Raw genomic sequence first — 12649 nt, 5'->3', positions numbered from 1 at the left:
ATGAAGCTGACGCGCAGAGATTTTCTTAAGACATCGCTTCTCGGGATTCCAGCCCTGATGTTCAGCTCCGAAAATTTGAAAGACGAACCGAAAATTGAAAGGGTCAAAATTAAAATAAAAAATCTGCCGGAACCATTAAAAGGTCTAAATTTGGCGCTTATAAGCGATATACATTCAGGCATATTTATGACGAAAGAAGAAATGAAAAAATTAGCTGACATCCTCAACAAGCTAAACGCCGACTTAATTTTTATGCCAGGGGATTTCATAACCTCGGACCCCGAAGAAATTTATCCACTGGTTGAAGCATTCAAAGATATAAAGGCAAAATATGGTGTCTTCGCAACGCTTGGAAATCATGAATTTTTCAGGAGAGAGCAAAATAAAATAGCAAAAGCCCTTGAAGATTCCGGCTTTAGAGTTCTGAGAAACCAAAACGAAAAAATAAATATAAACGGTGAACATTTCTATATCCTTGGGATTGATGACCTTCGCTATGGAGCTGATCTTGACAAGGCGATGAAAAATGTTGAAAAAGAAAAATTCAAAATCCTTTTATCACACAAACCATACGATTTTCCAAAGTTCGCACGATACCAAATTCAGCTCACTGTTTCAGGTCATACACATGGTGGGCAAATCGTCCTCGCAAAGATTGATGACATTTACATAGCTCCTGCTTCGCTTGTGTCAAGATTTATCTCAGGGCATTATAAACTTGGTGATTCACATTTATATGTAACCCGTGGAGTTGGTGTGGTTGGGATACCGATAAGATTAAACTGCCCGCCGGAGATAACTAACATAACGCTTATTTAAAAGCGGGGCGCAAAAAGCGCCCCTATATCTTATTCCTCTGCCTTCTCTTCTTTCCCCTCCTTTGCGGACTTCTTCTCTTGCTTAATCTGTTGTATCTCAACCCTTATCTCTTGGGCAAGCTTACGCAATTCTTGCATCTTCTTTCTTAGTCTCGTTCCAGCAGACATAACCCCCTTTTCATAAAACTTCCTAAAATCATCCTCAAGGGAGCTGACAAATTCTTGCAGTTGCTGAAATCTGTGATGCATTTTCTACCTCCTGTGGTTTAGTTTTTAAATTGGGATTTATACTTTAACCCTCCCTTTTGCAACAGCTTTTAAATGTGCCTTCTTTAGGTTTTCAACGAGTTCCGACAATCTATGATATAAATTCTTTTGCTTCCTCGGTTTTCTCTTGGCAAGAGCGTAGGAAACAAGTATCGGCATCGCAATGGTTGAATCGGTATAACAAACAACAGCGTCAGGTAATTTGTCAGGGTTAACTTTTCCCCAGCTCACCGCTTCAGATGGGGTTGCGCCAGATAATCCTCCAGTGTCCGGTCTCGCATCCGTTATCTGCAAGAAATAATCATGACCTTTTTCATCTATTCCGAGAACTTCCTGTATTTGTGGCTCGGTCTGAAGCAAGAAATTTTTCGGCGAACCACCACCGAAAATCAAAACAGCACTTTTACCACCACTGGCTTTCGCATTATAAACTATCGCAGCTGTTTCATTTACATCCCTCGCAATGTCTATCTTTATCTTGTATCCATTTAAAACCAATCCAGCCAAATTCATCCCAATTGAACTATCCCCTGGTGAAGAAACATAAACAGGAACACCATACTTATAAGCTGCCGAGAGAATGCTCATATTTTTAATTTTAAGCACCTTTTCACGCTCATAAACATATTTTCCAAGCAAATAATGAAATTCAGCTGTCCCCATTTCCTTTTGAAATTCAGGTCCTTTCAAAACCTCTCTTATAAAAGCATCCGTTGAAAGCAAAACCTCATAATCAAACAAAATATCATAAATCCTTATCACCCCTTCCTTCCTTAAAATTCTATCGTCAACGAACGGGGTTCCGCGATGTAGATTATGCCCAATTGAAAAATGAATGTCATGATACAAATTCGCCCCTGTTGAAACAATCCAATCAACAAACCCAGCTTGTATCAAAGGAACAACGCAACTTCCACCAAGTCCAGCAGGCGTAAGAGCACCCGTCAAACTCATCCCAACAGTTACATCATCCTCAAGCATTTTTTCAACAAACAATTGACACGCTTCCCTCAATCTTCCAGCGTTATAAGCCTGAAAATACTCGTCAACAAGTTTCGTGACCTTTATATTAGGTTCAATTGGCTTACGATTTATAGGTTTCCCTGAAAGCAGTCGTCTCTTGTTCAACCTTATTTCTTTTTTACTTTTAAAAAACCAATCAAAATTTTAAAAATTTTCACAAATAAAGCAAATTTGAAAATCTCCTTTAAATCCCCTTGCCCATTTTATTCAAATCCGCCTTTAAAATCAATGAAAAACTGACCTCGCCCAGTGTCATTTCTCGCAAACCCAACGCTCAAAATCAAATCATAAGGCAAAATAAAGTTAATCCCAACCCCACAACCGCTCAAATATCTCAATTTCAAAACCTTTTCACGGTTAAACCATGTATTCCCAAAATCACCAAACAACACCAAATCAACCCCAAATCTCAAAATTGAAAATTCTTCAAGTGGAGCTTTATTCCATTTAAAAAATTTTTGCTTTACAAACGGGATACGATATTCAACTGTCCCCCCAAATATGTTTTCCCCTTCAAAAACATCGTTAAAATAGCCCCTAATCCGCTCGTTATATCCGAAGTAAAAGTGCGAATAAACTGGAATTTCCCTGCCAAATGAATTCAAAATGAAAAATCTACTTGCGATCAATCCAATCCCAATTTTTTTAAAACCTTGAAATTCTAAACCACCTTGGAGGAAAAAACAATCACAGTTAACGAGACGATTGAATTTATATCCAACGCTTACCAGAAAACCACGGCTTGGATAAATCGGTATATCTCTTGTATCATATCTAAATCCGCCCCCGAAGACAAACATTTGATCTCTCCCCGATGGAGATAATGTCTTCATATAAGGAACTTCCCCTGTGGTTGAAATCTCCTTGAAACCGATACTCCCCCAAAACCTTTTATAAAGCCCATATCTTTTGCCAAATGTTAAAGCAAAGGAAAGATGTCTTTCATAGAAAGAACCGAATTCCTCTTCAAGAATTTTGCTTCTATTTTTGACCCTTTGATAAAAAACCTCAACTGAATAAAACAAATTCTTACTTCCCAAAACCCAGGGATTTAAATACTCTGCTTCAATCCAAGGGTCATAACCAAGCGCAAAACTAAAAATCAACTTCTCATTTCTTCCCCTAAAATTTGTATGGATTAAACCAGCACCGTAAAACATTTTCTTCAAATCCCTATCCTTCCACCCCAAAATTGGAAATGGCCATATATACCATCTTTCATTAACCCAAACATAAACGATAGAGGAGTCGCCTGAATCCCTTTCAGCCCAAATTTTAACCCTGTTGAAAAGCCCTGTCCCATAAACCCTGTTCTCGCTATAAGCCAAATCGCTTGTGTCAATCTGAGAACCAACTCCGAAGCTTAATTCCCTTGCTATAACCTCCTTTTTTGTTTTCTCATTCCCAATGAAAACTATCTTTTTAACTGTAAATTTTTCTTGTGCAGATAGAAAATTTATCACCAAGACCCAAAAGATTAAAACCCACATCCCTGAAACCTTTGTTAATCTTTGAAATCTTAACTTTTAATGTAGTCACATTCAAGAAAAAAGTCAAACGCTTGATTTATTTAATAGCGATGCCTAAATTAAGGAAAAAATCAAGGAGTCAAAAGTGATGGTTAAAGTTTTACTTTTGCTCCTTCTCACCGTTTTCCCATTGGAAGAACAAATGAGAGCGCAAAGTGATAGCTTAATAATTGAGTTGATAGATGATCAAATTTTCGTCCCGATTAAACCGATTGAAATAATTTATTCAAGCGATCCGAGCGCAAGTGATACTTTGATATTTCTTTACAAGGGCGAACTCCTAAGCGTCAGCATTGATGACATAAGTAAAATAATTGTTGCGAAGAAATCAAAGTTCTGGAAATATCTTGCAACTGGTGCTGGCATTGGGATTGTTGCAGGCGCTATTCCAGGGATCATCATTTTAGGAAAAATCTCTTCAGAAAATTCTCAATCAAGTTCAAGATATATTGATTTAAGCGGTCTTGCGTATGCTATTGGTTTTGCTATTTTATTTGCGGGGGCTGGAATTGGGCTTATTGCTGGTGCAACAATTGGTGGTATTACTGGAGCGATAGTTAGCAAAAACATTGTCTATGATTTTTCAAAAATGACCGGAAGCGAAAAGATTGAAACGATTCAAAAACTGATAAAGAAGTATAAAGAACGATAACCGATGGAAAAGTTTAAACTTGTCTCAAAATATAAACCAACGGGCGATCAACCAAAAGCGATAAAAGAACTGACCGAGGGAATCCTGCGCGGTGAAAAATATCAAACATTGCTTGGCGTCACCGGGAGCGGTAAAACATTCACGCTTGCGCATGTGATAGCAAATGTCAATAAACCCACACTTGTAATCTCGCACAACAAAACGCTCGCTGCTCAACTTTACGGTGAGTTCAAAAGTTTTTTCCCTGAAAACGCAGTTGAGTTCTTCATAAGTTATTACGACTATTATCAACCTGAGGCATACATCCCCGAAACAGACACATATATTGAAAAAGACGCAGCTATAAACGATGAAATTGATAGATTGCGACTTAAAGCAACAAGCGTCCTACTTGAAGGAAGAAGAGATGTCATAATAGTTGCCTCCGTCAGCTGCATTTATAATATCGGCTCACCCGAAGATTATGTCAGACAAATTGTGACTATAAGAACAGGGGAAAGAATTGATAGAAATTCCCTCCTTTATAAACTTATGGACATCCATTATGCAAGGAACGATTTTGAATTCACACGCGGGACATTCAGGGTCAGAGGCGATGTGGTTGAAATTCTCCCGGCTTATGAAAATGAAGAAGCAATAAGGATTGAATTCTTTGATGATGTAATTGAAAGGATATCATATATTGACAGATTAACCGGCAAAGTTATTGGAAGAACCAATGAGGTTGTTATCTATCCAGCGAAGTATTTCATAACCGATAGACCAACGCTTGAAAGGGCGATAAAAAGCATAGAAGAAGAACTTGAACAGCGACTTTCCGAGCTCAGAGCTCAGGGCAAGTTTCTTGAGGCACAACGTCTTGAAAGCAGAACAAGATTTGATATTGAAATGATGCGCGAGATAGGATATTGCAAGGGAATTGAAAATTACTCAAGGCATTTAACAGGAAGAAAACCAGGGGAACGACCATATACCTTGATTGATTACTTCCCTAAGGATTACCTTATGATAATTGATGAATCGCATGTTACGATACCACAAATTCGCGGTATGTATAACGGCGATAGATCAAGAAAAGAGACATTGATTGAACACGGATTTAGGTTGCCATCGGCACTTGACAACAGACCCTTGAAGTTTGAGGAATTTGAATCGCTTATAAACCAAGTCATCTTTGTAAGCGCAACCCCTGGTGATTATGAACTTGAGAAATGCAAAGGCGTCATAGTTGAGCAAATAATAAGACCGACAGGACTTCTTGATCCGGAAGTTGTCGTTAAGCCAACCAAAAATCAAATTGACGACCTGATATCTGAGATAAGAGAACGGGTCAAAAGAAAGGAAAGGGTTCTTGTTACAACTTTAACCAAACAAATGGCTGAAGACCTTGCTGAATTCCTTCAGGGAATTGGGATAAAAGTAAGATACATACACTCAGACATTGACGCGCTTGAAAGGGTTGAAATTTTAAGAGACCTGCGACTTGGGGATTTTGATGTCCTTGTTGGCGTAAATCTTTTAAGAGAGGGGCTTGACTTACCAGAGGTCTCGCTCGTTGCGATACTTGACGCAGATAAAGAAGGTTTCCTACGCTCGGAAAAATCGCTCATCCAAATAGCAGGAAGAACCGCAAGAAATGTAAATGGGAAAGTAATTTTATACGCCGATAGGATAACGAAATCAATGCAAAAGATGATTGATGAGACAAACAGAAGAAGGAAAATCCAAATGGAATATAACGAAAAACATGGTATTAAACCGCAAACTGTTTATAAAACCATTGAAGATATACTTGCAACGACAATCGTCGCTGATGCCAAACCAAAATATGAGGTCAAGGAGAGAACGAAAATTTCAATCGTTACAGACATCGGCTTGAGATTTATGACACAAAAACAAAAAGAAGAATTAATTGAACAATTAAGGCGAGAGATGATAAAGGCAGCTAAAGACCTTGAATTTGAAAGAGCAGCTGAATTAAGGGACGAGATTCAACGGCTGATGAGTTTAATGAAAAATTAACCGAACATTTAAAATGCGAAGATTGACAATCCTATTTCTAATTTTTCTAACTTCTTGTTCACAAAAACCAAGCATGATACCGACATCGCTTGGGAAATTAAAACTTGAAAAATATCTTTCGGGGGAAAAGGCGAAAAAATTTATAAATCAAATGCATGAAAGTGGGAATGTAGCAGGTGTTGAAAATGAAGTCGGATTCTACTCCCTTGACACGCTTAACGCAACACTCTACATTTCAAAGTTTAAAAATTCAAGAACGGCACAGCAAAAATTTTCAGAGATGCTCGTTAAAATAATCCACCAAAATACACCTTTTATTTACCACGGTCAAATAAATGTTGAAGGTAGAACTATAGTGTTAGTCTTTGGAATGGGACAGGCGCATTATATCTATAGTGAGGATAACCGACTTATTTGGCTTTCAGCTGATTTCCCCATTGCTATTGAAACATTACATTCCCTTCTAAAACAAAAGACCTAATCCATATGCGACTGATCACCGAGACAAATATCCCAGGGGCGAAGTTATTGAAGCGAGGGAAGGTTCGCGATATTTATGAAGTTGATGGAAACCTCATTATTGTGGCAACCGATAGAATTTCCGCTTTTGATGTTGTGTTGCCAAACCCGATACCGTATAAGGGTTATGTTCTAACTCAAATTTCAATTTTTTGGTTTAACTTTCTGAAAGGCATAATAAAAAATCATCTCATCAGCGCAGATATAAGTGAATTCCCGGATGTTTTCAAGAGAAATTATGAGCAAGTTATACACAGATCAATGTTAGTGAAAAAAGCGAAGCCATTGCCAGTTGAATGCATAGTCAGGGGTTATATATCTGGCTCGGCGTGGAAGGAATATAAAGCAAGTAGAAGCGTATGCGGGATTAAACTTCCCGACGGACTTAATGAATCTGATAAACTTGATGAGCCGATTTTCACCCCTTCAACGAAGGCGGAAACAGGTCACGATGAAAATATAAGTTTTGAAAAAGTTGTTGATTTGATCGGGCAAGAACTCGCCGAAAAAATTCGCGATATAAGCTTGGAAATTTACACGAAAGCAGAAAAATACGCCCGAGAAAGAGGGATAATAATCGCTGACACTAAATTTGAATTTGGGATTGATGAGAACGGTGAGTTAATTTTAATTGACGAGGTCTTGACACCCGATTCGTCCCGTTTTTGGCCACTTTCTGAATATAAACCTGGGAAACCTCAACCATCATTTGATAAACAATATGTTCGTGATTACCTTGAATCATTAAATTGGGATAAAACCCCACCAGCTCCAGAGTTACCCGAAGAGGTTATAAAAAAGACAAGTGAAAAATATCTTGAAGCGTATAAATTTCTAACGGGAGAAGACCTGCTTAAAAAATTGAATTTGTAAAAGATGAACTCCATTGAATTCCTTAAAACCTTCGCGATTATCTTAGGCACATCAACCGTCATTGTTTATACATTACACAAGATGAAAATGCCCCCCGTGATCGGCTTTTTAATATCTGGTTTTATGATCGGACCATACGCCATAGGTCTTGTCAAAAATGTTGAACTGGTTGAGCTATTTGCTGAAATAGGGATAATCCTTCTTCTGTTCGTTTTGGGAATTGAACTTTCCCCTACGAAACTTTTTGAAATGCGCCGATTTCTGTTATTCGCCGGCGGACTTCAAGTTCTTTTAACCGTAACTCTGTGTGCGATAATCGCCCTAACTTTTATGAACCTTGCTCAGGCAATTCTTGCAGGTATGTTGATAGCTTTAAGCAGTACTGCAATTGTCTTGAAACATCTTTCAGATAAAGGCGAAGTTGACACACCTCACGGTAAAATAATAATCGGAATCCTGCTTTTTCAAGACCTGTTTGCGATCTTCATGGTTGGCTTGATACCTTCTCTTGCTGGCGGTAAAATACAAATTAACCTGCTACTTGAGAAAATCGCAATGTCATTGGTGGTCATCTCGCTTGCAATCTGGAGTTCAAAAAAACTTATACCATGGCTACTGTTTCAGATCGTTAAGTCAAGGATAAGGGATCTGGTTATTGTATCGGTTCTATTCCTATGTTTCAGCGTCGCCCTTTTAATTTCAGAGCTCGGATTTTCACTCGCCCTCGGGGCTTTTATAGCTGGACTTTTAATCTCAGAGTCAGAATATGCACATCAGGTCACAGCCGATGTGACACCCCTTAGAGAAAGCTTTATGGCTATATTCTTCATCTCAATAGGGATGCTCCTTGACTTCAAATTCGTCAAAGATAACCTGGTTTTAATCCTCTTGATCTCGCTGAGTGTAATTTTGCTGAAACTCATCGCAAATTTCCTATCCATTCGCCTCGCCGGTGGAAGTATGAGGGTTTCATTGATTTCAGCGCTTGCGCTCGCACAGATGAGCGAATTCTCCTTCGTTCTGGTTTCAATCGCTCAATCGCACAATATGATAGATCAAACATCATTCAATTTCATTATTTCCATCTCAATTATAACTATGCTTTTCTCACCACTGATACTCCTGCATATCCACAAAATAGCGGAGATGCTCTCTAAAAAGATGTCACCATCTGTAAAGGTGCAAAGAGATGAACTTGAAAAGGTGATGAAGCTTGATTCACATGTCATAATCGTCGGCTTCGGAATAAACGGGAGAAATGTAGCTAAAATCTTGAAGGATTTAAACATACCTTACGTCATACTTGAGCTCAACCCTATCACCGTCAGAGAGATGAAAAAACAAGGCGAACCGATCTACTTGGGAGATGCGACAAGCATTGATGTCCTCAAATCCGTTGGGATAGATAAAGCCAAGCTGATAGTTATAGCCATTTCAGATCCGACTTCAACCCGAAGAATTGTTACAATAGCTCGCTCCGTAAATCCAGACATTTACATTATCGTTAGAACAAGATATGTATCCGAAATTGAAGAATTAAAAAAGCTTGGCGCTAACGAAGTCATACCTGAAGAATTTGAAACATCAATTCAAATTTCATCACGCGTCCTTGATTTCTTTAATGTCCCATTAAATATCATAAAAGATTACACGGCGAAGTTGCGTGAGAACAGTTATGTTGCCTTGCTTGATATCCCCAAAAACGAGTTTTCAAAACTTGTTCAAGAAAAATTTCCTTCCATATCATTTAACTTGTCCACATATCTGGTCTTGGAGAACTCAAAATCAACTAATAAATCAATCGGGGAACTTAACTTCAGAGCTCAAACCGGGGCAACAATAATAGCCGTAAAACGTGGGGAGGAAATTTATTTAAACCCGAGTCCGAGCTTTATATTAAAACCCGGCGATTTAGTTTTAGCGCTTGGAAAACCCTCGGAACTTGAAAAGGCAGTTGAATTTTTCAAAAATCTCAATTTTACTTAAAAACTGCTTGACTTGAACTATATCATATCGCTATTTTAACATTGAAAAATCACTGCTTAATTAAAAATTTCAAAAAAATTTTGGTTAATCCTGATGAAAAAAATCATCATTTCGCTGATTTTGTTACTTAACATTACATTTTCTCAAACCACAGAGGAAATCAAAAATTATTTTAAACTCGCCTCAGACGAATTTAATGTCCCAGCTGAGCTCCTTGAAGCGATAGCATTCGTGAATACCCGCTGGGTTCATATAGAACCAGAAAAGTTTGAGCCGTCTTGCAATGGTCAACCACCAGCATATGGGATAATGGGCTTGCGAGATGATGAATGGTTCGGACATAGCTTAAAAGAAGGAGCAAAGTTGATAAATCTTCCAGTTGAAATTGTTAAGCAAGACCCATACCAAAACATAAGAGCTGGGGCAGCTTTGATTTCAAAGATTGCTTCCGAGAGCGGATTTAAGAAAGATAAAATTCAAAGAATTGAAGATTACAAAGACATAGTAGCAAAATTTAGCGGTATCCCACAGCCAGAGATAGCTCAAATTTTTGCTTACGATGTTTATAAGGTCTTATCTACTGGATTTGATGGCTTCGGGATAAAAATTGAGAAAAAAGAAATTGATATGTCAATTTTTCCGAAAGATTTATTTGAGAAAGCGGGGTTAAAAATTATAAAACCGGAAGAGATAAACTCCGATGATTATCCACCCGCTGTTTGGGACCCGAGCCCAAACTACACCGCAAATAGACCTTATACGACAAGGATTGTAATCCATGTGACCCAAGGAAGTTTCGCTGGTTCTGTCTCCTGGCTTAAAAATCCACAGTCAAATGCAAGTGCTCACTATGTAATAAGAAGCAGTGACGGTTATATTGTCCAACTCGTCAGAGAAAAAGATAAAGCATGGCATGCGAGATGTTGGAACAGTTTTACGCTTGGAATTGAACACGAGGGCTATATTGAAAATCCAAGCGTATGGTTTACACAAGTTATGTATCTTGAATCGGCAAAGCTTGTCAGAAATATGGTCAATAGATGGGCTGTTCCAGTTGATAGCAATCATATCATAGGACACAATTTCTGGCAACAACCACAATGGCCGATAGTTCGTCAAGAATGGGACTTTGCAACTTACGATCCCGCTTCAACTTATCCAACATCCTGCAACAATCACACTGACCCAGGACCAGGTTGGGATTGGAATCATTACCTTAAATTGATACGCGGTGATCCTACTCCACCAACAATTACCTCAACACCTCAATCAGGTGCTACTAATTTTATCGCTTACAAATCTATCTTTATAACTTTTTCACTCCCAATGGATAGATCTTCCGTTCAAGCAAATCTATCAATAACTCCAAATGATACCGTTACCTTTATTTGGAGCTCCGATAGCAAAACCCTTGAGATAAAGCCGAATAAGTTTTGGGAGTTTTCAACAACTTACACGATAAAAATTGACACCGGTGCAAAAAGTTTATATGGTGGAAAACTTAATGCTCCATTTATACTTCAATTTACAACAACTCAACCAGATATTTATCCGCCAGTCGTTGAAAAGGGATTCCCCGAAGGTGATAATATAAGCATCTTTGCAGAGATGAAATTTGTTTTCAATGAAATTATTGAAAGCGCAAGCTTAGCTGGTAGAGTCAAGTTACTTGATGAAAACGATCAAGTTATTTCAATCACAAGTGGAAAACATATCATTAAAAACGATAAAAGTATAGTGACATTTAAACCAGCAAGTGTTCTCTTAAATGGTAAAATTTACAAAGTCAAGTTCCTTGCTGGTTTGAAAGATTTATTTGGCAATGCAACGAGCTCGGACTATGTTTTCACATTCAAAACAGAAGAGGGCATATTTCAACAAGGCGTTGTGATTGATTCGTTTGAAACGATGGGTCCTTGGTGGAAACCAACCCTAAGTGGAAGCACTACGGGAATTGATCCAAATGCAACCGATTTCTTGATAACGAACGAAAAGAAAATGAATGGAAGCTACTCAGGTAAATTGTTCTATAAATTCACAGGTGAAAGTGGCGGGGTAGTTAGAGTTTATAACTCATCCAAACCAAACATTTCAAATGCTGACGGAAATATCGGTTTGTGGGTTTATGGCGACTTGAGCGGTAACCAACTTGAATTTTGGTTTTATAACCCCGACAATTACATCGTAAACCTCGGACCAGTGAACTGGTATGGCTGGAAATTTATATCATATCCGATTTCATCCGTTCCCGGGACGAACAAGCAATTTCATAGCGTGGTCTTAAGACAAATTGCTGGAGCTGATCTAGAGGGCGAGCTCTATCTTGATGACTTACAACGTGGCGGTAAGATAACAACTGCTAATTTTGAAAAAGAACCAATCCCGCAAAACTTTGCATTACATCAGAATTATCCAAACCCATTTAACTCAACGACGATTATTACATTTGAAATTCCTGAAAAGTCCCATGTCAAGCTCGCGGTCTATGATGTCCTCGGTCGTGAAGTTGAGTCATTGATTGATCAAAATCTTGAACCCGGGAAATACAAGGTCAGTTTCAACGCGAATGACTTGCCAAGCGGTGTCTATTTCTATACTTTAAAAACCCCAAAATTTGTAAAAACAAACAAAATGCTTTTGATTAAATAAAATCTTTTCTACACTTTTCTTTCCTCTTCTCCCCTTGTGGGAGGGAATTAAAGTGAGAGTGCCGTTAATTTTTCACCTCCACCTCAATCCTCCCCCATCAATGGGGAGGAAGCCCCTGAATAATTTCCTTAAATTTTCCTTCTCTTCTCTCCCCCTGCGGGAGAGAATAAAAGTGAAGGATGCCGTTGAATCTTTTCTTTTTGTGTCATTGATAATTTCACTGATACTTGAAAAAATAAAAAATCCTCCCCACAAAGGGGAGGATTTAAACAAAACCGAAAAACCTCACTCCTCACTTCATTATCACCATC

The 12649-nt window shown here is 38.4% G+C and carries 11 protein-coding genes; 8 read left to right on the top strand and 3 right to left on the bottom strand.

The genetic code is table 11. The annotated features are described in order from the left end of the window. Nucleotides 1-819, top strand: coding sequence for a metallophosphoesterase (locus FKZ43_RS02260; protein ID WP_140944259.1), 819 nt, complete (start codon nt 1-3; stop codon nt 817-819). A 29-nt stretch (nt 820-848) separates the two neighbouring features. Here the strand turns inward: FKZ43_RS02260 and FKZ43_RS02255 are convergent, their stop codons facing one another. From FKZ43_RS02255 to FKZ43_RS02245, 3 genes are all read right to left on the bottom strand, one after another. Beyond that, a complete protein-coding gene (locus FKZ43_RS02255) occupies nt 849-1067 on the bottom strand; it encodes a BF3379 family histone-like protein (protein ID WP_140944258.1) in 219 nt (72 codons plus the stop codon). A 36-nt stretch (nt 1068-1103) separates the two neighbouring features. Continuing rightward, nucleotides 1104-2213 (bottom strand): homospermidine biosynthesis protein, encoded by a 1110-nt coding sequence (locus FKZ43_RS02250; RefSeq protein WP_140944257.1) that lies wholly within the window; start codon nt 2211-2213, stop codon nt 1104-1106. Nucleotides 2214-2311: 98 nt separating this feature from the next. Beyond that, the gene (locus tag FKZ43_RS02245) at nt 2312-3598 is read right to left on the bottom strand and encodes a BamA/TamA family outer membrane protein (protein WP_140944256.1); all 1287 of its coding nucleotides are present in this window, start codon (nt 3596-3598) and stop codon (nt 2312-2314) included. Between the two features lie 127 nt (nt 3599-3725). Between FKZ43_RS02245 and FKZ43_RS02240 the strand changes: the two genes are divergently transcribed. The 7 genes from FKZ43_RS02240 to FKZ43_RS02210 all read left to right on the top strand — a co-directional run. Beyond that, nucleotides 3726-4289, top strand: a complete 564-nt coding sequence (locus FKZ43_RS02240; protein WP_140944255.1) for a hypothetical protein — start codon at nt 3726-3728, stop codon at nt 4287-4289. A gap of 3 nt (nt 4290-4292) precedes the next feature. After that, nucleotides 4293-6311: an excinuclease ABC subunit UvrB gene (gene uvrB, locus FKZ43_RS02235; RefSeq protein WP_140944254.1), complete on the top strand. Its 2019-nt coding sequence runs from the start codon at nt 4293-4295 to the stop codon at nt 6309-6311. 13 nt (nt 6312-6324) lie between these two features. Beyond that, the gene (locus FKZ43_RS02230) at nt 6325-6792 is read left to right on the top strand and encodes a hypothetical protein (RefSeq protein WP_140944253.1); all 468 of its coding nucleotides are present in this window, start codon (nt 6325-6327) and stop codon (nt 6790-6792) included. A gap of 5 nt (nt 6793-6797) precedes the next feature. After that, nucleotides 6798-7703 (top strand): phosphoribosylaminoimidazolesuccinocarboxamide synthase, encoded by a 906-nt coding sequence (locus tag FKZ43_RS02225; protein WP_140944252.1) that lies wholly within the window; start codon nt 6798-6800, stop codon nt 7701-7703. Nucleotides 7704-7706: 3 nt separating this feature from the next. Next, nucleotides 7707-9689 carry a monovalent cation:proton antiporter family protein gene (locus FKZ43_RS02220; RefSeq protein WP_140944251.1) on the top strand — a complete coding sequence of 661 codons (1983 nt, stop codon included), beginning with the start codon at nt 7707-7709 and terminating at the stop codon, nt 9687-9689. Nucleotides 9690-9782: 93 nt separating this feature from the next. After that, entirely contained in the window at nt 9783-12338 is a 2556-nt protein-coding gene (locus FKZ43_RS02215; protein WP_140944250.1) for an Ig-like domain-containing protein, read from the top strand. A gap of 52 nt (nt 12339-12390) precedes the next feature. Beyond that, on the top strand, nt 12391-12649 hold a 259-nt coding region (locus tag FKZ43_RS02210; protein ID WP_140944249.1), incomplete at its 3' end, for a hypothetical protein.

The organism is Candidatus Thermokryptus mobilis (assembly GCF_900070205.1).
GTDB lineage: Bacteria > Bacteroidota > Ignavibacteria > Kryptoniales > Kryptoniaceae > Kryptonium > Kryptonium mobile.
Note: the sequence above shows the minus strand (reverse complement) of the source record. Positions and strands in the feature narration are given on the sequence as shown.

Excerpts from the sequence above, each read along its gene's own strand:
- FKZ43_RS02260 (WP_140944259.1), top strand. The coding sequence starts at position 1 with ATGAAGCTGACGCGCAGAGATTTTCTTAAGACATCGCTTCTCGGGATT.
- FKZ43_RS02255 (WP_140944258.1), bottom strand. The coding sequence starts at position 1,067 with ATGCATCACAGATTTCAGCAACTGCAAGAATTTGTCAGCTCCCTTGAG.
- FKZ43_RS02245 (WP_140944256.1), bottom strand. The coding sequence starts at position 3,598 with ATGTGGGTTTTAATCTTTTGGGTCTTGGTGATAAATTTTCTATCTGCA.
- FKZ43_RS02240 (WP_140944255.1), top strand. The coding sequence starts at position 3,726 with ATGGTTAAAGTTTTACTTTTGCTCCTTCTCACCGTTTTCCCATTGGAA.
- uvrB (WP_140944254.1), top strand. The coding sequence starts at position 4,293 with ATGGAAAAGTTTAAACTTGTCTCAAAATATAAACCAACGGGCGATCAA.
- FKZ43_RS02230 (WP_140944253.1), top strand. The coding sequence starts at position 6,325 with ATGCGAAGATTGACAATCCTATTTCTAATTTTTCTAACTTCTTGTTCA.
- FKZ43_RS02225 (WP_140944252.1), top strand. The coding sequence starts at position 6,798 with ATGCGACTGATCACCGAGACAAATATCCCAGGGGCGAAGTTATTGAAG.
- FKZ43_RS02220 (WP_140944251.1), top strand. The coding sequence starts at position 7,707 with ATGAACTCCATTGAATTCCTTAAAACCTTCGCGATTATCTTAGGCACA.
- FKZ43_RS02215 (WP_140944250.1), top strand. The coding sequence starts at position 9,783 with ATGAAAAAAATCATCATTTCGCTGATTTTGTTACTTAACATTACATTT.